19 protein-coding genes and 1 other annotated feature are annotated in these 24438 nt (G+C 43.4%); of the genes, 16 read left to right on the top strand and 3 right to left on the bottom strand.

Translation table 11 applies throughout. The annotated features are described in order from the left end of the window. Nucleotides 1-54 precede the first annotated feature (54 nt). Nucleotides 55-189, top strand: a complete 135-nt coding sequence (locus BQ5796_RS18680; protein WP_282956860.1) for a hypothetical protein — start codon at nucleotides 55-57, stop codon at nucleotides 187-189. Nucleotides 190-581: 392 nt separating this feature from the next. Here BQ5796_RS18680 and BQ5796_RS11075 read toward each other — a convergent pair whose 3' ends face one another. Then, on the bottom strand, nucleotides 582-2201 hold the full coding sequence (locus tag BQ5796_RS11075) for an alkaline phosphatase D family protein (RefSeq protein ID WP_071460294.1): 1620 nt from the start codon (nucleotides 2199-2201) through the stop codon (nucleotides 582-584). Between the two features lie 171 nt (nucleotides 2202-2372). Here BQ5796_RS11075 and BQ5796_RS11070 point away from each other — a divergent pair, with 171 nt between their 5' ends. The 6 genes from BQ5796_RS11070 to yihA all read left to right on the top strand — a co-directional run bounded on the left by BQ5796_RS11070 (nucleotide 2373) and on the right by yihA (nucleotide 11342). Continuing rightward, nucleotides 2373-3386 (top strand): tetratricopeptide repeat protein, encoded by a 1014-nt coding sequence (locus BQ5796_RS11070; protein WP_071460293.1) that lies wholly within the window; start codon nucleotides 2373-2375, stop codon nucleotides 3384-3386. Between the two features lie 156 nt (nucleotides 3387-3542). Beyond that, nucleotides 3543-4829, top strand: coding sequence for a trigger factor (tig, locus tag BQ5796_RS11065; protein ID WP_071460292.1), 1287 nt, complete (start codon nucleotides 3543-3545; stop codon nucleotides 4827-4829). 367 nt (nucleotides 4830-5196) lie between these two features. Further along, nucleotides 5197-6462 (top strand): ATP-dependent protease ATP-binding subunit ClpX, encoded by a 1266-nt coding sequence (gene clpX, locus BQ5796_RS11060; RefSeq protein WP_071460291.1) that lies wholly within the window; start codon nucleotides 5197-5199, stop codon nucleotides 6460-6462. Nucleotides 6463-6617: 155 nt separating this feature from the next. Then, nucleotides 6618-8288, top strand: coding sequence for an ATP-dependent protease LonB (gene lonB, locus BQ5796_RS11055; protein ID WP_071460290.1), 1671 nt, complete (start codon nucleotides 6618-6620; stop codon nucleotides 8286-8288). Nucleotides 8289-8426: 138 nt separating this feature from the next. After that, the gene (gene lon, locus BQ5796_RS11050; RefSeq protein ID WP_071460289.1) at nucleotides 8427-10751 is read left to right on the top strand and encodes an endopeptidase La; all 2325 of its coding nucleotides are present in this window, start codon (nucleotides 8427-8429) and stop codon (nucleotides 10749-10751) included. 3 nt (nucleotides 10752-10754) lie between these two features. Next, complete coding sequence (gene yihA / locus BQ5796_RS11045) at nucleotides 10755-11342, top strand: ribosome biogenesis GTP-binding protein YihA/YsxC (protein ID WP_071460288.1); 588 nt, start codon at nucleotides 10755-10757, stop codon at nucleotides 11340-11342. Between the two features lie 176 nt (nucleotides 11343-11518). On the opposite strand, the gene BQ5796_RS11040 is transcribed toward yihA, so the two are convergent. Then, a complete protein-coding gene (locus tag BQ5796_RS11040; RefSeq protein WP_071460287.1) occupies nucleotides 11519-12004 on the bottom strand; it encodes a LiaI-LiaF-like domain-containing protein in 486 nt (161 codons plus the stop codon). Nucleotides 12005-12237: 233 nt separating this feature from the next. Here BQ5796_RS11040 and hemA point away from each other — a divergent pair, with 233 nt between their 5' ends. The 8 genes from hemA (at nucleotide 12238) to ysxE (ending at nucleotide 21069) form a co-directional block, all read left to right on the top strand. Then, nucleotides 12238-13584 carry a glutamyl-tRNA reductase gene (gene hemA, locus BQ5796_RS11035; protein ID WP_071460286.1) on the top strand — a complete coding sequence of 449 codons (1347 nt, stop codon included), beginning with the start codon at nucleotides 12238-12240 and terminating at the stop codon, nucleotides 13582-13584. 11 nt (nucleotides 13585-13595) lie between these two features. Further along, on the top strand, nucleotides 13596-14429 hold the full coding sequence (locus tag BQ5796_RS11030) for a cytochrome C assembly family protein (RefSeq protein WP_071460285.1): 834 nt from the start codon (nucleotides 13596-13598) through the stop codon (nucleotides 14427-14429). 14 nt (nucleotides 14430-14443) lie between these two features. After that, the gene (gene hemC, locus BQ5796_RS11025; RefSeq protein WP_071460284.1) at nucleotides 14444-15382 is read left to right on the top strand and encodes a hydroxymethylbilane synthase; all 939 of its coding nucleotides are present in this window, start codon (nucleotides 14444-14446) and stop codon (nucleotides 15380-15382) included. Next, entirely contained in the window at nucleotides 15379-16167 is a 789-nt protein-coding gene (locus BQ5796_RS11020) for a uroporphyrinogen-III synthase (RefSeq protein WP_071460283.1), read from the top strand. The genes hemC and BQ5796_RS11020 overlap by 4 nt, the downstream gene beginning before the upstream one ends. Next, nucleotides 16164-17141 (top strand): porphobilinogen synthase, encoded by a 978-nt coding sequence (hemB, locus tag BQ5796_RS11015; RefSeq protein ID WP_071460282.1) that lies wholly within the window; start codon nucleotides 16164-16166, stop codon nucleotides 17139-17141. Before BQ5796_RS11020 ends, hemB begins: the two co-directional genes overlap by 4 nt. A gap of 38 nt (nucleotides 17142-17179) precedes the next feature. Beyond that, the gene (gene hemL, locus BQ5796_RS11010; RefSeq protein WP_071460281.1) at nucleotides 17180-18466 is read left to right on the top strand and encodes a glutamate-1-semialdehyde 2,1-aminomutase; all 1287 of its coding nucleotides are present in this window, start codon (nucleotides 17180-17182) and stop codon (nucleotides 18464-18466) included. Nucleotides 18467-18709: 243 nt separating this feature from the next. Then, nucleotides 18710-19999 carry a LysM peptidoglycan-binding domain-containing protein gene (locus tag BQ5796_RS11005; RefSeq protein WP_234969383.1) on the top strand — a complete coding sequence of 430 codons (1290 nt, stop codon included), beginning with the start codon at nucleotides 18710-18712 and terminating at the stop codon, nucleotides 19997-19999. Nucleotides 20000-20025: 26 nt separating this feature from the next. Further along, nucleotides 20026-21069 (top strand): spore coat protein YsxE, encoded by a 1044-nt coding sequence (gene ysxE / locus BQ5796_RS11000; RefSeq protein ID WP_071460279.1) that lies wholly within the window; start codon nucleotides 20026-20028, stop codon nucleotides 21067-21069. A gap of 4 nt (nucleotides 21070-21073) precedes the next feature. Here the strand turns inward: ysxE and BQ5796_RS18430 are convergent, their stop codons facing one another. Continuing rightward, nucleotides 21074-21268 (bottom strand): hypothetical protein, encoded by a 195-nt coding sequence (locus BQ5796_RS18430; RefSeq protein WP_071460278.1) that lies wholly within the window; start codon nucleotides 21266-21268, stop codon nucleotides 21074-21076. A gap of 162 nt (nucleotides 21269-21430) precedes the next feature. After that, nucleotides 21431-21665, top strand: a binding site (T-box leader). 60 nt (nucleotides 21666-21725) lie between these two features. Here BQ5796_RS18430 and BQ5796_RS10990 point away from each other — a divergent pair. Next, complete coding sequence (locus BQ5796_RS10990; RefSeq protein ID WP_071460277.1) at nucleotides 21726-24365, top strand: valine--tRNA ligase; 2640 nt, start codon at nucleotides 21726-21728, stop codon at nucleotides 24363-24365. The last annotated feature ends 73 nt before the right edge of the window (nucleotides 24366-24438 follow it).

Genomic DNA, 24438 nt, shown 5'->3' with positions numbered 1-24438 from the left:
AAAGGATGGCTGGATCTTTTTTTTGATTTACATGAAAGATAAACTGGAAGTGGGGTGGAACCTACTGTTGATATTTTGTTATTTACCGTAGATATCTGGGGAGGAACCGTAGATATATGGGACATTACCGTAGATAAATGGACGGTTACCGTAGATATCCCGATTGAAGCAATTTTCAACTGGAGCTAATTCAGAAGTGTAATCGGTTACAGAGCCTCTCTTTTTCAAAAAGTACTGTACCATCCTCGAAAATGCTCCTTTTATCCTCAAAAAATCAAAGAAAATGACTATTTTTAAGGAGTTTGGAGGCGATTTTCGTTTGTGAGGCTTCAAGCCTTATGATAAGGCTGTTAATTTCCTCTCGAGAAGCTGCGCCCTCCACGAGGCAAGCGGTAAAGCTTCCCTTGGCGCTTGTGCGTCCCCAGATTCCCTGGTCCCCTGGTCCCAAATCCCTAGATCCCCAGATTCCCGGGTCCCCGTCCCGCAGGAGTCTTCGCGCCTTCCACTCCAATCAACAGGATTGCTCTACTGAAACAGGAACACAACAAAGCTGCTTCCTGAAAAACAGGAAGCAGCTTTGTTTACGGTACAAGCACCAGTTCTTTTCCTGCTATTTGCTTCAGTTCAGCCTTCCCATCTTCGACAATGAATGATGCTTTAGGAACGATAGGAGCACCTGGTTTCGTGACGTAAGGGAGAGCCATGAAGTCGGTTTGCCATTTATGTTCGTCCACAATGCACCGTACAAAGCCGCGGCGGTTGCTGAAAAATTTCAAGTGAGGATTTTCCTGCAATATTTGACCGGTATTGCTGTTCACATCTGAGCCATCGCCGCCAGAAGTGATGGAAGTTCCAACGAATTCAACCGCAACATTCTTAGAAGCAGGATTGTTGAAGTCCTCTTTCACTTCACTGGCCCAGCTAGTATGGACATCCCCTGTGAGTACTACTGTGTTTTTAATGTCATGCTTAACAAGGAAATCTATCACGCGTTGTCTTGCCCCAGGATAACCGTCCCATGCATCCATGCTGTAGCTTTCCTTGTCTGGACCAATATTACCGTCTCTTTTTGAGAAGAAAACTTGTTGTGCGAGGACTCTCCATTTTGCTTTTGAATGCTTAAGTCCGTCTAGCAGCCATTGTTCCTGGCTGGCGCCAAGGAGCGTCCTGGACGGATCTGTTGAATCAGGAGTTGGACTCTTCCAGCCGTCCCCATTTGCTTGATCATCTCTATACTGCCTTGTATCAAGCAAATTAAAATCTAGCAGGTTTCCATATGTTAAGCGGCGATAAATGTTCATGCTGCTTCCGTGTGGGAAGGAACTACGGCGTAGCGGCATATGTTCATAATATGCCTGGAAGGCTAGTGCCCTTCTTTTTAAAAATTCCTCTATAGGCTGTTTGTGAGGATCTTGAGGGATGTCTCCCGCCCAGTTATTATCCACTTCATGATCATCCATAACGACCATCCATGGAAAGCTGGCATGTGCTGCTTGCAGATCACTGTCTAATTTATACAGCGCATAGCGGTTTCTGTAATCATCTATCGTATATATTTCTGGATATTCCTTGTCAATTGGTCGAACTCCGTTTGCATTATGTTTTCCTTCATAAATATAATCTCCAAGATGAATAACGAGGTCAAGATTGTCTTTTGCCATATGATGATAGGCAGTATAGTATCCTGTCGGCCAATTTTGGCAGGAAGCAAAGGCGAATCTAACTCGGTCCACAGGGGTACCAATAGAAGGTGCAGTTTTCGTTCGGCCCACAGGACTGATTTCAGGTCCTGCCTTGAAGCGGTAGTAGTACCTTGTAAACGGCTGAAGCCCGCTGACTTCCACATGTACGGAATGACCTAATTGCGGTTTGGAAAGCTCTGTTCCCCGTTCTACAACTTTTCTGAAGCTTTGGTCAAGCGCTACTTCCCACTGCACAGGAAAAGGGTGGGGATCCATTCCGCCTCCGTTAAGCGGATCAGGAGCCAATCTTGTCCAAAGAACAACACCATCTTCCAATGGGTCTCCTGATGCAACTCCAAGCGTGAATGGATAACGCATTTTCTTTGATTCGGCAGAGGCGGATGTTTCTTGCCAAGGTTGGAAAAGAGAGACACCTATTGCGAGCCCCACTCCTTTTCCCGTTTTTTTGAAAAACTTGCGTCTATCAAATTTTTGCTTTCCTTCGTTGGACTCTTTCATTCTTTAACCTCCTTGTTATTCAATATAATATAGTAGAGAAAAAACATTTACAGAATATAAACTGATTGTGAAAGATTGTAAAATAGCAAAAAGAGTACACCAGCAAGTTTTTGCGTTTTTGTCCTTTCGTGCTAAACTAACTTCATCAGATGGAATGAAGGGTGTTTTTAAATGAAAAAGAAAGTTGGGAAAAAAGTCATTCCAATTCCAGGCCTTAAAGAGAGACTGATGGAAAAAGGACTTTATTGCCTTCAAGAGAAAAACTATAGCGAAGCTGCAGCACTTTTGGAGCAAGCTAGAGAGTTAGACCCGGATAACGGCGATATCTATATTGGGCTCGTCATGGCATATTACGAAAGCGGCAATGTTATAGAAGCAAAGCGTCTGGCTTATGAAATGCTAAATGGCGGCATCGGAGATTATATCGAAACGCTCGACCTTTATATTATGATTCTTGTGCAGATGAACGAGTATATAGAGGTGGTAAGGGTGCTTGATGCGCTCTTCGAGGAACAGGAAGTCCCTGTAAATAAACGGGAGCATTTTTCTCGCCTGCTTGATTTTTCAAGGAAGAGGATAGAAATAGTTGAAGACGAAAAAACGGATAAATCAGAGGAACAGGATTGGAAAGAAAAAGGACTCGGATTAGAAGGCGAAGTGGACAGTGCTGTACTCTTACAAATAGTTGCTAGACTCTCAACTGTGAATGTCCGCCCTTATGTGCTGGAAATAAAGTCGTTTCTCACTAACCCTTCCACAAGTGCCTTTATTAAAACAGTGTTATTGAATATTCTTCGTGAGCAGGAATACGCTGAGGAAGTTGTCATAGAGAAATTTGGGATGTCATGTTCGCGCATCCCGGAGAAGCTGCCAGATCCCAGAAGTACAAGTACTTTGACAGAGGTTGTTGGGCTTCTCGCTGAAAAGACGGAAAGTAAAAATCCTGTTCTTTTTTCAGCAATAAGAAGTTTGGCAGAGAGCTGTTTCTTTCTCTTTTATCCGTTCATACCGGATGCTCTACCTCCCGCAGCGTGGGCTGCTGGATGCCATTATCTTGGAGAGACCTATCATGGAGATGATAGAGGGTTGGAGCATTATGCGTCGCTATATTGTGTGGATTTGAAAGAGGCGGCTGCGGCAATGGCACATATCCAAAGTGCAGAAGAAATTTCTTCTCTTAAATAGAAGTACAGGCTGTTGAAAGAAAATGAACCTGTGTTATAATGTAGTGGTTGTATTATGCAAAAAATCATTCTATCTACTTTTGATCTGGAATATTGCTTGATTGACAAGGCATATTCATCGTGAATGAACATGAGAATAGATGTTGGAGGGAACAATATGTCTGCGAAATGGGAAAAACTTGAAGGGAACAAAGGGGTTCTCACAATTGAAGTTGAAGCGCAAAAAGTTAATGAAGGTCTTGACGCTGCATTCAAGAAAGTTGTAAAAAGCATTAATGTACCGGGTTTCCGTAAAGGCAAAATGCCACGGACACTTTTCGAAAAGCGCTTTGGTGTAGAAGCACTTTACCAGGATGCAGTTGACATTCTGCTACCGGAAGCTTATGCAAGCGCAATTGAAGAAACTGGAATCGAGCCGGTAGATCGCCCTGAAATCGATGTAGAACAAATCGAAAAAGGCCAAAGCATGATTGTGAAAGCAACTGTTACTGTTAAGCCAGAAGTAAAGCTTGGCGAATACAAAGGCCTTGAAGTAGAAGCATTCGAAACAGCAGTTACAGATGAAGAAGTGGAAGCTGAATTGAAATCCCTTCAAGAACGCAATGCGGAACTAGTTATCAAAGAAGATGGCAAAGTAGAAAATGGTGATACAGTAGTCATCGATTTCGAAGGTTTCGTTGATGGAGAAGCGTTTGAAGGCGGAAAAGCTGAAAACTATTCATTGGAAATCGGATCTGGATCTTTCATTCCAGGTTTTGAAGAACAAGTAGTAGGGCTTGCAGCAGGAGAAGAAAAGGATATCGAAGTATCTTTCCCAGAAGAGTATCATGCTGCTGAACTAGCTGGTAAACCTGCAGTATTCAAAATCAAGCTTCACGAAATCAAAGAAAAGCAACTTCCTGAACTTGACGATGAATTTGCAAAAGATGCAGACGAAGAAGTAGAAACTTTAGATGCATTGAAAGAAAAAATTAAAAACCGCCTTGCTGCTGACAAGGAACACCAAAAAGAGCACCACATCCAAAATACTGTAGTTGAAAAAGCTGCTTCCAATGCGGAAATCGATGTTCCAGAAGTAATGGTAGATAACGAAATCGATCGTATGGTGGGCGAGTTTGAACAGCGTCTTCAAATGCAAGGAATGAACCTTGAACTCTATTTCCAATTCTCAGGTCAAGACGAGAGCGCGTTGCGTGGCCAAATGAAAGAAGAAGCAGCAATCCGTGTTCGTTCCAACCTTACGCTTGAAGCTATCGCTGCTGCAGAAGGAATGGAAGTTTCTGAAGAGGATGTTAATGCAGAACTTGAAAAGATGGCAGAAACATACAATATGCCAATTGACAATATTAAAACAGCTCTAGGCAGCCTTGAAGGATTGAAATCAGACCTGAAACTTCGCAAAGCAGTTGAGTTTCTTGTTGAAAACAGCAAAACTGTAGCATAATATAGATAAACCGCTAATACAAAACAAGGCGCGATATATTCGTGCCTTGTTTTGTACAATTTATACATATGAGCAAGCCGTCTGTTTTAAAAGGAATTTATGCCGCTGAATGTTGTAATATACGGTAAGGGGATTTAATTTCAACAAATGTGGTTAAGCTGAATGGGTACATAAATCTTTTGCGAATCATGCAGCACAAAACTTTTAAAAAGCAAGTGTTATTATTTCCTGTTCTTTGCCAGAATGTGATACAATGCAATACATACCTGTTACACCGTACGCTTTTTACCTATAAGAATAACGGTTTGTCTGCCTACTGATTTGCAGCTTCATATATCGCTTAGAAGTCTCTCGAGGGGTGAAATATATGTTCAAATTTAATGATGAAAAGGGACAATTGAAATGTTCATTCTGCGGCAAGACCCAGGACCAAGTTCGGAAGCTTGTTGCAGGACCAGGTGTATATATTTGTGATGAATGTATTGAATTGTGCACCGAAATTGTAGAAGAAGAGTTGGGTACCGAGGAAGAAGTAGAATTTAAAGATGTTCCGAAACCAAGGGAAATTCGAAACATCCTCGATGAATATGTTATTGGTCAAGATCAAGCGAAAAAAAATCTTTCCGTTGCTGTTTACAACCATTATAAACGCATCAATTCCAACAGTAAGATTGACGAAGTAGAGCTTTCGAAGAGTAATATTGCAATGATTGGACCGACAGGAAGCGGTAAAACGCTGCTTGCCCAGACGCTTGCGCGAATCCTGAATGTGCCTTTTGCTATCGCTGATGCGACATCTCTTACTGAAGCAGGCTATGTTGGGGAAGATGTTGAAAACATCCTGCTTAAACTTATCCAGTCTGCGGATTATGATGTGGAGAAAGCCGAAAAAGGAATTATCTATATTGATGAGATTGATAAAATTGCCAGAAAATCTGAAAACCCTTCGATTACAAGAGATGTATCAGGGGAAGGCGTACAGCAAGCCCTTCTGAAGATTCTTGAAGGAACCGTTGCGAGTGTCCCGCCACAGGGAGGCAGAAAGCATCCTCATCAAGAATTTATCCAAATCGATACAACAAATATCCTTTTCATTTGCGGCGGTGCGTTTGACGGCATCGAAACGATCATTAAACGGCGCCTTGGCCAGAAAGTGATCGGGTTTGGCTCTGACAGCAAACAACAGGATATCAGCCAGAAAGAACTCTTGTCAAAGGTGCTTCCTGAAGATTTACTGCGTTTTGGGTTGATTCCAGAGTTCATCGGAAGGCTTCCGGTGATTGCCAGCCTTTCCATGCTTGATGAAGAAGCCTTAGTGGAAATCCTTACAAAGCCTAAGAATGCGCTTGTTAAACAGTATCAAAAGATGCTTGAACTAGACAATGTAGAGCTTGAGTTTGAAGAAGGCGCACTGCATGAAATCGCTAAGCATGCAATCGAACGGAAAACAGGAGCTCGTGGACTCCGTTCCATTATTGAAGGCATCATGCTTGATGTCATGTATGACCTACCTTCACGTGATGATATTGTGAAATGCATTATCACTGCCGATACGGTCGAAAAAAATATTGCCCCTAAGCTTGTCCTTCAAGATGGTACTGTTGTAAAAGAAGAGAGAAAAACATCAGCTTAATAATAGTGTTTCGCAAAGCGACTGCGGCTTTTTTTGCCGCGGTCGCTTTTGCTTTACTCTCTGATTTCAAATTTGCTGCCTTTGCTGTTTATTCCAACTAGGTGAAGGGGATACTACTCTATAGGAAAAAAGTAAATTGGCAGGAGGGAAAGCCATTGAGTTGGACGGGAATAGCCTTATTTGTACAGCTGTTTTTCGGAATCATAATCGGGCTGTATTTCTGGAGCCTGTTAAAAAATCAACGGACGCAAAAGGTTTCAATAGACAGGGAATCAAGAAAGGAAATGGAACAGCTCAAAAAAATGAGATCAGTTTCACTCAGCGAGCCGCTTTCGGAAAAGGTTCGGCCATCCAGTTTTAAGGATATTGTCGGGCAGGAGGACGGAATTAAGGCTCTGAAAGCTGCATTATGCGGACCAAATCCGCAGCATGTCATTATCTATGGACCTCCCGGAGTTGGTAAAACGGCGGCTGCGAGGCTTGTCTTAGAGGAAGCCAAGCACAACCCTAAATCCCCTTTTAAGGATAACGCAGTATTTATTGAATTGGATGCAACAACTGCAAGATTTGATGAAAGAGGGATAGCGGATCCGCTCATAGGTTCGGTACATGATCCTATCTATCAGGGAGCAGGAGCGATGGGACAGGCTGGTATCCCGCAGCCAAAACAAGGGGCAGTAACGAATGCGCATGGAGGGGTGCTTTTCATCGATGAAATCGGTGAGCTTCATTCCATCCAAATGAACAAGCTGTTAAAGGTACTCGAGGATAGGAAAGTTTTTCTTGAAAGTGCGTATTATAGTGAGGAAAATACGCAAATTCCAAGCCATATTCATGATATCTTTAAAAACGGCCTTCCAGCCGATTTCCGTTTGGTCGGGGCAACAACCAGGACGCCAAGTGAAATTCCTCCTGCTATAAGGTCAAGGTGTATGGAAGTCTTCTTCCGTGAATTAACGTCAGAGGAAATATCCAAGGTAGCCAAGAATGCTGCTGACAAAGTGAATCTTTCTATAAGCAATGAGGCAATCGAAACCCTATCTTCCTATGCTCGAAATGGGCGTGAAGCAGTAAATATGGTTCAAATTGCAGCAGGACTGGCTATTTCGGATGAGCGGGATTATATCAAGCAGGATGAAATAGAATGGGTGGTCCACTCCAGCCAGCTTACACCGCGGATAGAAGGAAAAATCAATGAGGCTTCGGCTATTGGGCTTGTTAATGGCCTTGCAGTACATGGGCCAAATTCCGGTGCTCTTTTGGAAATTGAAGTCACGGTCATTCCAGCGAAAGAAAAAGGAAGTATTAATATAACCGGTATTGTAGAAGAAGAAAGCATTGGCGGTCAGGGGAAATCGATCAGAAGAAAGAGTATGGCGAGGGGCTCTATTGAGAATGTGATTACTGTTCTGCGATCAATGGGAGTCCCTGCAGATGAATTCGATATTCATGTGAATTTTCCCGGCGGCATTCCAATTGACGGACCTTCCGCGGGAGTTGCGATGGCAATAGGCATTTACTCCGCGATCTATAAAATCCCAACAGATAATACTGTAGCCATGACTGGAGAAATTAGTATCCATGGCAATGTAAAGCCAATCGGCGGCGTCTATCCAAAAGTCAAAGCTGCATTGAAAGCTGGGGCAAAAAGAGTGATTATTCCTAAGGAAAACGAGCAGACAATCCTGCAGGAAATTAAAGGGATAGAAATCGTACCGGTTACACATCTCGATGAAGTTTTGGATCTTGCACTTGTTAGGGAGAAGCAGGAAAAAGATAAAATCATTTCAGCGGCTTCTGGCCAGCCCAAAAAAGAAAGTGTATAGATAAGAACGTCCCGATACCGGGACGTTTTCGCTTATTTCAAGCGGTGGGACACGGTGGCCGTTTGAATTAGACACTAAAGGATAAATGCGATAGAATTGAACAAAGTAAGCAATATATGCATGTGGAGGTGCAAGTGCATGTCAATTGAAAATGAGCTAACGGTTCCACTGCTTCCTCTGCGAGGACTTTTGGTCTATCCGACTATGGTGCTTCATTTGGATGTAGGCCGTGAAAAATCCGTACAGGCATTAGAGAAAGCAATGGTGGAGAATCACCTAATCTTCCTGACGACCCAAAAAGACATTTCCATAGATGAACCTGCAGAAGAAGACCTATACACGATGGGAACTCTTACGAAAGTGAAACAAATGTTGAAACTGCCAAACGGTACCATCCGTGTGCTTGTGGAAGGGCTGAAACGTGCAGAGATCATCGAGTTTTACGAAGATGAGGAGAATTACTCCGCATCCCTTCGAACCCATGAGGACCGAGAAACAAAGGATGTAGAAGACGAAGCATTGATGAGAACCATGCTTGAGTACTTTGAGCAATACATAAAATTATCAAAAAAAGTGACGACAGAAACGTATGCGACTGTTACTGATATTGAAGAGCCGGGAAGGATGGCTGACATTGTCGCTTCCCACTTGCCGCTGAAACTCAAGGAAAAGCAGGAAATCCTTGAAACGCTTGACTTAAAAGAGCGTTTGAACAAAATAATTGAAATCATCCATAATGAAAAAGAAGTCCTTCATCTTGAGAAGAAAATCGGTCAAAGGGTAAAGCGCTCTATGGAAAGGACCCAGAAGGAGTACTATTTAAGAGAGCAGCTAAAAGCGATTCAAAAAGAACTTGGAGAAAAAGAAGGGAAAACTGGCGAAATCCAGGAACTTACAGAAAAAATAGTGCTTTCCGGAATGCCTGAACATGTAAGGGAAACAGCGATGAAAGAACTGGACCGCTATGAGAAAGTGCCTTCCACTTCTGCTGAAAGCGCCGTGATCCGTAATTATATCGAGTGGCTTGTTGCCCTTCCATGGACAAAGGCTACAGATGATGATCTTGATATCGGGAAAGCAGAAAAAATATTGAATGCTGATCATTATGGTCTCGAAAAAGTAAAAGAACGAGTGTTGGAGTATCTTGCAGTCCAACAGTTGACGAACTCATTGAAAGGGCCTATTTTGTGCCTTGCTGGACCTCCTGGGGTAGGGAAAACTAGCCTAGCCAGATCTATTGCGAAGTCGCTTAACAGAAACTTTGTCCGAATATCGCTTGGCGGAGTAAGGGATGAATCTGAAATACGCGGTCATAGACGGACATATGTTGGAGCAATGCCGGGAAGGATTGTCCAAGGGATGAAAAAGGCGGGAACAGTCAATCCGGTTTTCCTTCTTGATGAAATAGATAAAATGTCCAGTGATTTCCGCGGCGATCCTTCTGCAGCGATGCTGGAAGTGCTCGATCCTGAGCAAAACCATAATTTTAGCGACCATTATATTGAAGAACCTTATGATTTATCCAAGGTAATGTTTATTGCAACTGCGAACAATTTGGGAACAATACCCGGTCCGCTTCTGGACAGGATGGAAATCATTACAATTGCAGGATATACCGAGCTCGAAAAACTGAATATCGGCAAGAATCATCTTTTGCCGCGCCAAATTAAAGAGCATGGCCTCTCGAAATCTCAGCTGCAAATTAGGGATGAAGCATTCCAAACGATCATCCGCTATTATACAAGAGAGGCTGGGGTCCGTTCATTGGAACGTCAATTAGCATCCGTCTGCAGGAAAACAGCCAAGATTATCGTTTCAGGAACAAAAAAACGTGTAATCGTAAGCGACAATAATATCGAAGAATTTCTAGGGAAAAAGAAATACAGATACGGACAAGCAGAATTAGAAGACCAGGTAGGAGTGGCGACAGGCCTAGCATATACGACTGTAGGCGGTGACACTCTCCAAATAGAGGTATCATTGTCACCCGGCAAAGGAAAGCTTGTTCTGACAGGAAAGCTTGGAGACGTAATGAAGGAGTCTGCGCAAGCCGCTTTCAGCTATGTCAGATCAAAAACGAAGGAACTTGGAATTGATGAAGATTTCCATGAGAAACTCGATGTACACATCCATGTTCCGGAGGGAGCCACACCAAAGGATGGCCCATCTGCAGGAATCACCATTGCCACTGCGCTTGTGTCAGCTCTAACGAACAGGCCGATTCACAGGGAGGTTGGGATGACCGGTGAAATCACTCTGAGAGGACGCGTACTTCCAATCGGAGGCTTGAAGGAGAAGACGTTGAGCGCCCACAGGGCTGGCCTGAAAAAAATTATCCTTCCTAAGGATAATGAGAAAGATATTGACGACATTCCAGAAAGCGTCCGCAGAGATTTGCAGTTTGTAACTGTGTCTCATGTGGATGAAGTCCTGGAGCATGCTCTAAATGAGGGAGAAAGATAATAGATGAAAGTTAACAACGCGGAGATTGTGATCAGTGCAGTCAGACCCAATCAATATCCTGAGGGAGGCCTGCCGGAATTCGCTCTTGCTGGAAGATCGAATGTAGGAAAATCCTCGTTCATCAACAAAATGCTGAACCGAAAAAACCTCGCAAGGACATCGTCCAAGCCTGGTAAAACGCAAACATTAAATTTTTACTTAATTAATGAAGAATTATACTTTGTTGATGTCCCAGGTTATGGGTATGCGAAGGTTTCAAAGAAGGAACGGGAAGCTTGGGGCAAAATGATTGAGGCCTACATCACAAGCAGGGAGCCATTGAAAGCAGTGCTGCAGATCGTCGACCTTAGGCATCCACCGAGTGCTGATGATGTGATGATGTATGATTTTCTTAAGCATTACAACATCCCTGTCATCGTTATCGCAACAAAGGCAGATAAGATACCAAAGTCAAAGTGGCAAAAGCATTTGAAAATCACGAAAGAGACCTTAAATATCGATCCGGAAGATCCGGTCATTCTCTTTTCTTCGGAAACGGGAGAGGGAAAAGATAAAGCATGGTCCACGCTTATTAACTATATGAAAAGGTAACCAGCAGCTCATAAACAAAAAAGGATTCGGATGTCTAATCTGAATCCTTTTTACATTCCTGTGAAAAGAGTTGGCCGAAACTCACTTTCTGTAGTTGATATCATAGAAGAATTGTTTTTACAAAGCATGAATATCACCTGAATTTTTTTTCGATTTGATTGGAGTGGAAGGGCCGGTTACTTTTTTCCCCCTGTTATAAATAACAATGCGCCAATTGCGATAAAAATGATTGGCCATAATTCCCCGATAACAGAGGCGGCATTGCTCCCAGGTATGATGGCAGGTATTTTATCCTTGAATAACAAAAGAGCGCTGATTAATAGAAATAAAAGACCATTAGGCATGCCAGTCCCTGTTTTTTGATAGCGCAGTAAAAAACCTAAAGCAATAATGAGTAGAAATGCGCCTGCGTGATCTGGCCACACATCCATGCGCACTGAAAGTCCGAAATGGATTCCGAGTCCGAGGAATATGGTACCAGGCAGGATTGCGTCACTATCTTTCCCTTTGTACCCTTGGAGTAAAAATCCAATTCCGACAATCGCTAACAGCGAGGGCCAAGATTGAAAACTGCTGAAGAATGGTACGTCTTTTTGCTGTAGTAATAAATAAAGTCCAAACCCAACGAAAATAGCGGCAGGGAAAATTTGTTGTTTTTTCATTTAAATCACTTCCAGTAAGGCATACTTGAATTAGCTTACATATTTTGATACTGTACATATGGGAGTATTTGTCCAAATTATTCATTTCACTACTTATTTAACTATAAAAAAGCACCACCTGCAAATCTTGTTTGCAGCTAGAATAGAGTGTGAGTATGTTCACATATCATTCAAGGTGCGTGATATCATGGTCGTAATTTGCCAGAGAATTTTTTTTTGGGGGTCAATTAGAAATGCATGTAATCGTGGTAGGACTTAATTATCAAACAGCCCCTGTAGAAATTCGGGAGAAACTGACGTTTAATACTGCAAATTTAGCAGAAGCGATGGTTTCACTGCAAAAAAAGAAAAGCATACTCGAAAATGTCATCCTATCAACTTGCAATCGTACCGAAATTTATGCAGTAGTCGATCAGCTGCATACAGGCCGTTATTATATTAAAGAATTTTTAGCGCAGTGGTTCGGATTGGAACAAGATCAATTTTCTCCCTTTCTGTTCATTTACGAACATGATGGAGCTGTAGAGCATCTTTTTAAAGTATCGTGCGGGCTTAACAGCATGATACTTGGCGAAACTCAAATTCTCGGACAAGTTCGCTCAAGCTTTCTGCTTGCCCAAGAATCAGGTACAACCGGAACTGTATTTAATCATTTATTCAAGCAGGCTGTCACGCTTGCAAAGCGTGCCCATTCAGAAACTGAAATTGGAGCAAATGCTGTTTCTGTCAGCTATGCTGCTGTAGAGTTAGCCCGAAAGATATTCGGTTCCCTTGATAGCAAGCATATTCTTGTTCTAGGTGCAGGCAAAATGGGGGAACTTGCTATCCAGAACCTTCATGCAAATGGTGCGAAAAAAGTGACGGTAATCAATCGTACTTTCAAAAAAGCCGAAGATTTGGCAAGCCGTTTTCATGGCCAAGCCAAATCGATAAAAGAACTTCAATGTGCCCTTGTGGATTGTGATATCCTCATTAGTTCCACAGGAGCAGAAGGTTATATCATCACAAGGGAAATGATCGATTCTGTAGAAAAAATGCGTAAAGGTAAGCCGCTGTTCATTGTTGATATTGCAGTGCCAAGGGACTTGGATCCTGAAATTTCTCATTGTAAAAATGCTTTCCTTTACGATATCGATGATCTTGAAGGTATTGTAGAGGAGAACTTGAATGAGCGGAAGATAGCAGCCGAGAAAATCATGCTGATGGCTGAAGAGGAAATGGTGGCTTTCAAGCAGTGGCTTCATACGCTTGGTGTCGTTCCAGTTATCTCGGCATTGCGGACAAAAGCGCTTACGATTCAGGAAGAGACGATGGAGAGCCTTGAACGCAAACTTCCCAACCTAACCGAGCGGGAAATAAAGATTTTAAATAAGCACACGAAGAGCATTATTAACCAAATGTTAAAAGACCCCATACTTCAGGCGAAAGAACTGGCTGCTCGTCCTGATGGTGGAGAGGCGCTGGATCTTTTCATCCAGATTTTCAACATTGATGAAATGGTTGCAGAACAGAAGGAGTCGAAGATTGCTGAAACTAAACGAGCTGTTCCTGCATCACCTCAAGTTTCCTTTCAGCGGTAAGGGGTTGTGGTATGTCAGAGCTATTAATAACCCGGCTCCATGAGCTGACCATTGTTATATACGCAGCCAGCGTACTTCTTTATTTTATTGATTTTCTTAACAGTGACCGGAAAGCAAATAAGACCGCTTTCTGGTTACTTGCATTTGTATGGGTACTGCAAACATTTTTTCTCGTTTACTATGTAGTGGAAACTGGAAGGTTCCCAGTTTTGTCGCTTTTTGAAGGTCTCTATTTTTACACATGGGTGCTCATTACTCTTTCCCTTGTCATTAACGGGCTCTTAAAAGTGGATTTCATCGTTTTCTTTACGAACATCATTGGATTTATCACCATGGCAATCCATACGTTTGCCCCAGGGTACTTCTCGTCCGATGTAATGAGCGAGAGACTAGTGTCGGAGCTATTACTTATTCATATAACGATGGCAATTCTCTCGTACGGGGCCTTTTCCTTATCTTTTGTCTCATCGTTCCTTTATCTTGTACAGTACAATTCGTTGAAAAGAAAGAAATGGGGAAAAAGGCTTTGGAGAATTTCCGACCTTTCAAAATTGGAAAAGATATCTTATTATTTAAATGCCATTGGAGTACCGTTGCTCTTGCTCGGTCTTATTCTTGGCCTTCGCTGGGCATGGATTAAAGTCCCCGGAATGGAATGGTATGATCTGAAGATTATCGGATCCTTCGTCGTTCTTACTTTTTATAGCATTTACTTATATCTATACGTTGCCAGAGGGTTATATGGCAAAAACCTTGCATTGTGGAATGCGGCTTCTTTTTTGATTGTGCTGATCAATTTTTTTCTTTTTGGCAAATTATCATCATTCCACTTCTGGTATACGTGAACTAGGAGGCAGCTATGCGAAAAATAATTGTTGGTTCTAGGCGAAGCAAACTTGCGCTCACGCAAACAAATTGGGTTATCAACCAGCTAAAAGCGCTGGGAGCACCATTTGAATTTGAAGTGCAGGAGATTGTGACAAAAGGAGATAAGATTTTGGATGTCACTCTATCCAAAGTTGGGGGCAAAGGACTGTTCGTTAAGGAAATTGAGCAGGCGATGCTAGATAAGAAGATAGATATGGCTGTCCATAGCATGAAGGATATGCCGGCAGTCCTTCCGGAAGGACTTGTAATCGGTTGTATCCCTCAACGTGAAGACCATCGCGATGTTCTGATTTCCAAGGACGGCTCTCGTCTTGAGGAACTAAAAGAAGGAGCTATTGTGGGTACCAGCAGTTTGCGCAGAAGTGCCCAGATCCTGGCAAAAAGACCGGATCTTAAAATTCAGTGGATCAGAGGGAACATTGATACACGTCTCGGGAAACTGGAATCAGGAGAATACGATGCAATTATTCTCGCGGCAGCAGGTTTAAAGCGTATGGGCTGGGCAGACGAAACTGTAACAGAATTCATCGAACCAGAGGTTTGTGTTCCAGCGGTAGGACAAGGTGCCCTGTCGATTGAGTGCCGAGGCGAAGACCAAGAACTCCTTGATTTGCTTGAAAAATTCAATTGCCAGAAGACAGCTATGGCTGTCAGGGCGGAACGAAGCTTTCTTCATAGAATGGAAGGCGGTTGCCAAGTGCCGATAGCCGGATATGCAATGCAAGCAGAAAAGTCAGAAGAGCTTGAACTCTCTGTTCTTGTCGGTTCACCTGATGGAAAGGTCATTTATCAGGAAACTGTTATTGGCAAGGATCCGGAAGCGTTAGGAGTCCTGGCTGCTGAAAAGCTGACTGCTGCAGGCGCAAAAACATTGATTGATCATGTAAAGCAGGAGCTGGATAAAGAATGACACAACCTCTTCCGTTGCAGGGTAAAAGGGTATTGATTCCAAGAGGAAAGGGTCATGGTGGGCAGTTTGCGGATGCTGTCCGAAATCTTGGAGGGATTCCTGCTAAGATTCCCCTTATCGCCTTCAGGCCTGTACCAGCAGCGGAAGAGACGGCTGCAGCTGTTAATCAGGCAGATTGCTATGACTGGATCGTTTTTACAAGCAATGTAACTGTCGAATGTTTTTGGGCGCTTTATGACCATTCGAAACCACTCCCAAAAGTAGCCGCGATAGGGGAGAAAACGAAAGCTGCCCTTGCCCAAAAAGGGATAAAAACAGCGTTTGTACCAAGAAAATATGTTGCGGAAGACTTTGTACATGAGTTTCTCTCTCTTCTCTCCCCTGGGATGAAAGTCTTAATACCAAAGGGGAATTTGGCAAGGGAACATATTGCATACTCATTAAGGAAAAAAGGGATTTTGGCACAGGAAGTAATTATTTATGAAACATATATGCCGGATGATAGCAAAGGAAAACTTGCCGAAGTGCTGAAGAGGCATGAGCTTGACATACTTGCTTTCACAAGCCCTTCTACGATCACCCACTTCATGAAGGTGGTGGAGGAAAACAAGCTTCAATACAGTATAAAAGACTGTATTGTTGCTGTGATTGGTCCTGTGTCGAAGAAAAAGGCAGAACAATATGGGCTGCAAGTTCATGTCTGCCCTGAAACGTACACTGTTAATGGAATGTTAAGCAGTATCGAATCATACTTGAAAAATTGTCAACAGGAGGGAATTCAATGAGGGAATTGAAATTTTCGCGCCATCGCCGCCTGCGGAACCATGCGACTATAAGGGAACTTGTGAGGGAAAATCATCTACATACAGAGGATTTGATCTATCCAATTTTCATCGCAGAAGGCGAAAAAGTAAGGAAAGAAATCTCTTCCATGCCAGGCATTTTCCAACTGTCAATTGATGAATTGAAAAAGGAAATGGATGAAGTGATAGAACTAGGAATTAAGTCCGTTCTGCTCTTTGGTATACCACATGAAAAAGATGAGTGCGGTTCACAGGCTTTCCACCATGATGGAATTGTTCAGCAGGGAATTCGTTACATAAAGGAAAATTATCCTCAAATCATCGTCATTGCCGATACATGCTTGTGTGAATATACAAGCCATGGACATTGCGGTGTCGTGGAAGAGGGGAACATTTTAAACGACCCTTCGCTTGAGTTGCTTGCGAAAGCCGCTGTTGCACAAGCTGAAGCAGGGGCTGATATCATTGCACCATCCAATATGATGGACGGCTTTGTTGCGGCGATAAGATCAGGTCTCGATGAAGCGGGATTTATCCATATTCCGATCATGTCTTATGCCGTGAAATATGCTTCGGCTTTTTACGGACCTTTTCGGGAAGCTGCGGAAAGCACACCGCAGTTCGGTGACCGAAAAACATATCAAATGGACCCAGCAAATCGATTGGAAGCGCTTAGGGAGGCGCAATCAGATGTCGAAGAAGGTGCAGATTTCCTAATTGTGAAGCCAGGTATGCCATATCTTGATATTGTCAGGGATGTAAAGAACTCCTTCCAGCTTCCTGTCGTCATCTACAATGTTAGCGGTGAATATTCGATGGTAAAAGCTGCAGCAGCAAATGGGTGGGTTGATGAGCAGAATACCGTAATGGAAATGCTGACAGGGATGAAGCGTGCTGGTGCGGATCTGATTATCACTTACCATGCGAAAGATGCGGCTCGCTGGCTTCAATCCTGATATAAAAGGAAACCAAAAATAAGAGAAGAGGGATAGGCATGCGATCATACGAACGATCCAGAGAAGCTTTCAAAGAAGCGGTTGACTTGTTGCCAGGCGGCGTAAACAGTCCTGTCCGGGCCTTTAAGTCGGTAAGAATGGATCCGATTTTCATGGAACGCGGGAAAGGTTCAAAAATCTATGATATTGACGGGAACGAATATATTGATTATGTCCTTTCATGGGGTCCACTGATTTTGGGACACTCCAATGACAAAGTAGTTCAATCGCTTAAAAAGGTAGCAGAGATGGGGACTAGCTTTGGGGCGCCTACTCTGATGGAAAATAAACTGGCTCAGCTTGTGATTGACAGAGTCCCTTCAATCGAAATGGTTCGGATGGTCTCCTCTGGTACGGAAGCGACGATGAGTGCCTTACGGCTTGCCCGGGGGTATACTGGACGGAATAAAATACTGAAATTCGAAGGCTGTTACCATGGACACGGCGATTCCTTGCTGATTAAAGCAGGGTCCGGAGTGGCAACATTGGGTCTTCCAGACAGCCCGGGAGTTCCTGAAGGTATTGCCAGAAATACAGTCACAGTACCATACAACGATTTAGAAAGTGTAAAATATGCTTTTGAACAGTTCGGAGAAGATATCGCCTGCATTATTGTGGAGCCGGTAGCGGGGAATATGGGCGTAGTTCCGCCGCTTCCAGGTTTTCTCGAAGGCTTGCGTGATATTACAAAACAATACGGTTCTCTCTTGATTTTTGATGAAGTGATGACAGGTTTCCGTGTCGATTTGAATTGTGCACAAGGTTACTATCAAATTCTGCCGGATATCACATGCCTTGGAAAAGTTATCGGCGGAGGTCTTCCTGTAGGAGCATATGGCGGAAAAAGAGAAATTATGGAGCATATTGCCCCAAGTGGTCCAATCTATCAAGCAGGGACTTTATCGGGCAATCCGTTAGCTATGACGGCAGGATACGAAACCTTGAGCCAGCTTACCGAAGAATCATACAAAATCTTCAAGCAGATGGGAGATATTTTGGAGGAAGGCTTTACTTCTGCTGCTAAAGAATACGGAGTTCCACTTTGCGTGAACCGTGCTGGCTCTATGATCGGATTTTTCTTTACAGAAAAAAAGGTTATCAACTACGAAACAGCAAAGACATCAAATCTTGAATTTTTCGCTTCCTACTATAGGGAAATGGCTAACCAGGGCGTTTTTCTTCCTCCTTCCCAATTTGAAGGAATGTTCCTTTCCGCTGCTCACTCCCAAGATGACCTCGAAAAAACGCTAGAAGCAGCAAGAAGGGCTTTTCGTCAGCTTACGTGATTTCAATAAGGGAATCTTGGATTTGCTTCATTTTTTAATAGTAAAATCCCAAATTAGACATAGGTACCTAAAAACTCGTATTAACGGGCAGTTAGGTGCCTTTTTTTCGTTTTCGTCCAGCTGGCTGACATTTTCTCTTTAGGTAAGGATGAAAGAAAAATCATAAGTATTTGCACTTCTTCATAAAGTGTAATTGACATAGTGATTTATGCTGAAAGAATGAAAGGAGGAGTCGCTTTGTCTATGGGGAATCATCAATCATGCCTTAGGTTTTCTCTTGAAGAATCCGTATGGTTCCAAAGAGGACAGGAAGTAGCGGAGCTTGTCTCGATATCGCTAGATCCGGACATTGCCATCCAGGAAAATGACCAGTATGTGACGATTCGCGGTTCACTAGAATTGACCGGAGAATATAAATGCGCAGATGGAGAAGAAGAACAAGAACAACAAGAGGATGATTTATATATTCCTCCCAAAACCGTTCATTCTGTAGCGAGAAATGTGGAAGATAACATGGAATTCTCCCATCGTTTTCCTGTTGATATTACGATTCCGAAAAATCGGATTGAAAACATTTATGACTTGAATATTGTTGTAGAAGCGTTTGATTATGATATTCCTGAAAAACATCTTCTTACGCTCACTGCTGACTTATCTATTACGGGTTTGTATGGTGACCAGCAGCATGGGGGAAGGGAGGAGGTAATCCCCTCAGGTGAATACGAGGGGGCTTCTGAAATTGACGGGAGCCGGGAAGAGGAAGACTTACCGGTTTTTGAGTATGAAAACAAGGAGCTGGATGATATACCGGAGCCTGTCCCCCTTGAGGAATATCACGATAGCCATCATTCCCTCTTTTCCCTTGAGGAAAGGATATACGGTGGTCAGAAAGAAGCGGAAGAGTTACAAGAAGATAATCAAATTTCTCTCCCGTTTTCTGCTGAGGCGAGGAAAGAGCCAAGGCAAGAAGAGGAGTGCATCAATGCTGAGAAAATGGCAGAAGAAGAGTTGAATCTCCTGGAGCAGAGAAAAGAAAAAAAAGTGGAAATTCAGGAGCCTGCAGATGAGCAGCAGGCAGCGGAAGAAGAAAAGAAAAACGAAAAAGCTGACGTTGGTGAAAAGGAAACAAAGCCCCCCCTTCCATTAGCGAATTCTCCAGAGACTGGTTCTGAAGAAGAGGAAAAAGAAAAAAAACCAGAACAAGAAGAAAAAATGCTTAACTTAAAAAAGGGGAAGCAAGAGGAAGAAAGCTCTTCATCGTCAGAAGAAGATGTGCAGCAAGAGGCGGCAAAGAAACAATCCAAGAAAAAAAGCCTTTCAATTGCTGAGTTTCTTGCTAGGAAGGAAGAAGCAGAGATTGCAAAGATTAGAGTATGCATTGTTCAGCATGGTGATACTGTTCAAGGACTTGCAGACCGGTATGAGGTGTCTATACAGCATCTTTTGCGGGCAAACCATATTGTTATTGACCAAGATATTGTGGAAGGCCAAGTGCTGTATATACCGGCAGAAATGGCGCCAAAGCAGCAGTAGCAGAATGGGAAGGGGAAGTGAAAAAGATGCAGGAAGGTCGGCAAATGCTGGCTGAAACAGCCCCTGTCCTTAGGCAGTACGGGATCCAACCAGATTTTGTGGAAAGCTATGGCCGGGTCTATAAAGTCTATAGTAAGACAGGTCAATATGCATTGAAAAAAATTGATTCCAATACAGGTACTGGATTTATAAGGAATGTTCAATACCTTTTTCAGCGTGGCTTTAACAGGATGGTCCCTGTTTATCCTGCAACGGATGGTAGGTACGCTATTCTTGAAAAAGGGTCTCTCTATTATTTGATGCCGTGGCTTCCAAATGGGTACAAAGCGAATAGGTCCGATGAGTCGCAGCAGTTTTTCAGGGAACTTGCACGGCTTCATACTCTTTCAGCAGCCGAAGTGGATATCGGAAAGGAAGATCGGGAGCGACATTATGAAGCAGTTGTAAAGCAATGGGAAAAAGATGAAGAATTCCTTGATGGCTTCATAGAATCATGTGAGAATGAATGGTACCCTTCTCCGTTCCAAATGCTTTTTTGCCAATATTATCAGGATATCCGCCAAGCAATGGGATACTCGAGACGAAAGCTTGATGACTGGAAAGAGAATACAGCAGAATTGACGAAAGCGAGAATGGTCATGCTTCATGGAAAGTCATCACTTGATCATTTCGTCTTTGATGAACGGGGCTACGGTTATTTTATTAATTTCGAAGGATCCACCAATGGTTCGCCAATTAGGGACCTTTTGCCTTTTTTCGCAGAAAGACTGAGGGTTCGACCGCGTAAGGTAGAGGAGCATGTAGAATGGCTGTCTACTTATCAAAAGCACTTTCCGCTTCGGGAAGATGAAAAACTATTATTCAAGAGCTATATGGCGTACCCCTCCGCGATTATTAGGTCAGCTCAGTCGTATCATGCCAAGGAAAGAAACGTATTCGAACTAAGGGCCGTACAAAAATTCCAAAAGCTTTATTGGCAGCTTAAGAATACAGAATATGTCGTCATGAGGGTGGAGGAAATAGAAAAACAAAGAGGAGAGGCTGAGGCCTCTCAATCTGCAAGCAGTTAGTGAATCAAATGATTTCAAAATGAATGGCAAAAGCCAACAAGATTAATATCCCTAGCAGCAGGACATCGAAAGTGGTCGGGAAAAAAAGCGTCCGGATTCCCTGGAAGATGCAGAGCGGTATGACGAACTGTGCACATACGTTGCGACAGGTCCGGAGCCAACGCGGTAGCGTGTAGGGATTGTACCTTTTTCCTTTCATTGCCGTTCCCTCCTGGGCAGAGTCATTTCTGTTATTGTATGAGGTGTCCGCCCAAAGCGTGCAGGTTGATTGGCAGGATTGGCCTCCATGTATAAAATGCTGAAAAAAGGGATAAGATGATTGACGGACTTCCCCTCTTTTCGGTAGTATATTTTATATATCATAAAAGCAATGAAAGGGATTAGTACAGCAAAAGCTGCCTAAAGAGAGAAAAACCATTTGCTGCGAGGTTTTTCAGGCAAGGCGTGCTGGAAGTCACCCTCGAGCTTCTCCTGCCAACCCGTTTTAAATGTCAGTAACAGGAGACGGTAATCGCCGTTATCGAGTTTGAGAGCCGGAGATACGTATTCTCCGGAAAAAAGGTGGTACCGCGAATCGCACTCCATTCGTCCTTTTACGGCGAATGGAGTTTTTTTGTTTTTTTGGAAAGTAATTTACATGTACAGGAGGACAACATATGGAACAAAATGTATCAATGCCGACAAAGTATGATCCCGGCACTATCGAGAAAGGGCGTTATACCTGGTGGCTGGAAGGTAAGTATTTTGAGGCTAAAGGTGGAGAAGGGAAGGAACCGTATACTATTGTCATCCCTCCTCCGAATGTAACAGGCAGGCTCCATCTGGGACACGCTTGGGATACGACATTGCAGGATATCCTCACAAGGATGAAGAGAATGCAGGGATATGATGTCCTATGGCTTCCAGGCATGGACCATGCGGGCATTGCGACCCAAGCAAAAGTAGAGGAAAAACTCCGTAGCGAAGGAAAAAGTCGCTACGATCTTGGCAGGGAAAAATTTGTAGAGGAAACGTGGAAGTGGAAAGAGGAGTATGCTTCTCACATCCGAGAGCAATGGTCTAAGCTAGGCTTGGGCCTTGATTATAGCCGGGAAAGATTCACACTGGACGAAGGCCTTTCGAAAGCAGTCCGAGAGGTGTTTGTTTCGCTGTATAAAAAAGGATTAATTTATCGAGGCGAATATATCATTAACTGGGATCCTTCCACGAAAACAGCCTTGTCCGATATCGAAGTTATTTATAAAGATGTACAAGGGGCTTTTTACCATATGCGCTATCCGCTTGCAGACGGTTCAGGCAGCATTGAAATCGCAACGACAAGACCGGAGACGATGCTTGGTGATACAGCTGTTGCTGTCCATCCGGAAGATGAGCGTTATCGCCACCTTATCGGAAAAACAGTGATTCTTCCGATTACAGGCAGGGAGATTCCCATTGTCGGTGATGACTATGTTGATATGGAATTTGGGTCAGGTGCAGTTAAAATTACACCAGCACATGATCCAAATGATTTTGAAATCGGAAACCGTCATAGCCTCGAACGTATTCTCGTTATGAACGAAGATGGGACCATGAATGAAAAAGCTGGAAAATACAAGGGTATGGACCGTTTCGAGTGCAGGAAACAGCTTGTGAAAGATTTGCAGCAATCTGGAGTGCTTTTCAAAATAGAGGAGCATCTTCATTCTGTTGGACACTCAGAAAGGAGCGGCGCAGTCGTCGAGCCTTACCTTTCCACTCAATGGTTCGTAAAAATGCAGCCACTTGCCGACGAAGCTATCCAACTGCAGAAAAAAGAAAGCAAAGTGGAATTCGTACCGGAGCGATTTGAAAAAACGTATCTACACTGGATGGAAAATATAAGAGACTGGTGCATTTCCCGCCAGCTTTGGTGGGGTCACAGAATTCCTGCTTGGTATCACAAGGAGACAGGCGAGGTTTATGTTGACCACGAACCTCCTGCCGATCTGGAAAATTGGGAACAGGACAGCGATGTCCTCGATACATGGTTTTCATCAGCGCTTTGGCCTTTTTCAACAATGGGGTGGCCTGATGGTGAAGCGCCTGATTTTAAGCGGTATTATCCGACTGCTGCGCTCGTCACAGGCTATGATATTATCTTCTTCTGGGTCTCCAGGATGATTTTTCAAGCGCTCGAATTCACAGGGGAAAAGCCTTTCAAAGATGTGTTGATCCATGGCCTTGTTCGTGATTCTGAAGGCCGTAAAATGAGCAAGTCTCTCGGAAACGGTGTCGATCCAATGGATGTTATCGACAAATACGGAGCGGATTCGCTTCGTTACTTCCTCTCCACTGGGAGCTCTCCTGGTCAGGACTTGCGTTTCTCCATTGAAAAAGTCGAGTCTGTATGGAACTTTGCGAACAAGATTTGGAATGCTTCCCGTTTTGCTTTGATGAACATGGAGGGCTTGACTTACGAAGAAATCGATTTAACCGGGGAAAAATCAGTTGCGGACAAGTGGATTCTGACTAGACTGAATGAAACTATCGAAACAGTCACAAGGTTATCAGACCGCTATGAATTCGGTGAAGTTGGCCGTGTCCTATATAATTTTATATGGGATGATTTCTGCGACTGGTATATCGAAATGGCTAAACTTCCGCTTTATGGGGAGGATGAAGCTGCTAAAAAAATGACAAGGTCTATCCTTGCGTATGTTCTCGATAATACGATGCGGCTTTTACACCCATTCATGCCATTTATTACGGAAGAGATATGGCAAAACCTTCCGCATGAAGGAGAATCCATTACAGTAGCTCCATGGCCGAAAGCAGCGCAAGAACACAACGACGAAAACGCTGCATCAGAGATGAAGCTTCTTGTTGAAGTCATCCGGGCAGTGCGGAATATAAGGGCTGAAGTGAACACGCCGCTTAGCAAAAAAATCAGCATATTCCTGAAAGTGAAGGATGAAAAAGTGCTCGAAGTAATCGAGAAGAATCGTCCTTACTTAGAACGTTTTTGCAATCCGGAAAAGCTGGAAGCAGGCATCGAAATGGCTGCTCCGGAAAAGGCGATGACAGCTGTTGTAACAGGCCTTGAAATCATCCTCCCGCTTGAAGGACTTATTAATATCGACGAGGAAATTGCGCGACTGGATAAAGAGCGAATCAAGCTGAATAAAGAAGTGGAGCGGGTTCAAAAGAAGCTTTCAAATGAAGGCTTTGTAAAAAAAGCTCCAGAAAAAGTTATTGAAGAGGAACGTGCAAAAGAAAAAGACTATTTAGAAAAGCGCGCTGCTGTGGAAGCACGCATAAAAGAACTCCGGGGATAATCCATACTGAAGGCGAACCAGCTTGCCTGGTTCGTCTTTTGCAGTCATTGCGGTATCACGGTCAGGGGGGATA

Source organism: Bacillus massilinigeriensis (genome assembly GCF_900111815.1).
GTDB classification, from domain to species: domain Bacteria; phylum Bacillota; class Bacilli; order Bacillales; family Cytobacillaceae; genus Mesobacillus_C; species Mesobacillus_C mediterraneensis.
Note: the sequence above shows the minus strand (reverse complement) of the source record. Positions and strands in the feature narration are given on the sequence as shown.

Excerpts from the sequence above, each read along its gene's own strand:
- BQ5796_RS11070 (WP_071460293.1), top strand. The coding sequence starts at position 2,373 with ATGAAAAAGAAAGTTGGGAAAAAAGTCATTCCAATTCCAGGCCTTAAA.
- BQ5796_RS11030 (WP_071460285.1), top strand. The coding sequence starts at position 13,596 with ATGTCAGAGCTATTAATAACCCGGCTCCATGAGCTGACCATTGTTATA.
- yihA (WP_071460288.1), top strand. The coding sequence starts at position 10,755 with ATGAAAGTTAACAACGCGGAGATTGTGATCAGTGCAGTCAGACCCAAT.
- hemL (WP_071460281.1), top strand. The coding sequence starts at position 17,180 with ATGCGATCATACGAACGATCCAGAGAAGCTTTCAAAGAAGCGGTTGAC.
- hemA (WP_071460286.1), top strand. The coding sequence starts at position 12,238 with ATGCATGTAATCGTGGTAGGACTTAATTATCAAACAGCCCCTGTAGAA.
- clpX (WP_071460291.1), top strand. The coding sequence starts at position 5,197 with ATGTTCAAATTTAATGATGAAAAGGGACAATTGAAATGTTCATTCTGC.
- BQ5796_RS11075 (WP_071460294.1), bottom strand. The coding sequence starts at position 2,201 with ATGAAAGAGTCCAACGAAGGAAAGCAAAAATTTGATAGACGCAAGTTT.
- BQ5796_RS18430 (WP_071460278.1), bottom strand. The coding sequence starts at position 21,268 with ATGAAAGGAAAAAGGTACAATCCCTACACGCTACCGCGTTGGCTCCGG.
- BQ5796_RS11040 (WP_071460287.1), bottom strand. The coding sequence starts at position 12,004 with ATGAAAAAACAACAAATTTTCCCTGCCGCTATTTTCGTTGGGTTTGGA.
- BQ5796_RS10990 (WP_071460277.1), top strand. The coding sequence starts at position 21,726 with ATGGAACAAAATGTATCAATGCCGACAAAGTATGATCCCGGCACTATC.
- hemC (WP_071460284.1), top strand. The coding sequence starts at position 14,444 with ATGCGAAAAATAATTGTTGGTTCTAGGCGAAGCAAACTTGCGCTCACG.
- lon (WP_071460289.1), top strand. The coding sequence starts at position 8,427 with ATGTCAATTGAAAATGAGCTAACGGTTCCACTGCTTCCTCTGCGAGGA.
- hemB (WP_071460282.1), top strand. The coding sequence starts at position 16,164 with ATGAGGGAATTGAAATTTTCGCGCCATCGCCGCCTGCGGAACCATGCG.
- tig (WP_071460292.1), top strand. The coding sequence starts at position 3,543 with ATGTCTGCGAAATGGGAAAAACTTGAAGGGAACAAAGGGGTTCTCACA.
- BQ5796_RS11005 (WP_234969383.1), top strand. The coding sequence starts at position 18,710 with ATGGGGAATCATCAATCATGCCTTAGGTTTTCTCTTGAAGAATCCGTA.
- BQ5796_RS11020 (WP_071460283.1), top strand. The coding sequence starts at position 15,379 with ATGACACAACCTCTTCCGTTGCAGGGTAAAAGGGTATTGATTCCAAGA.
- ysxE (WP_071460279.1), top strand. The coding sequence starts at position 20,026 with ATGCAGGAAGGTCGGCAAATGCTGGCTGAAACAGCCCCTGTCCTTAGG.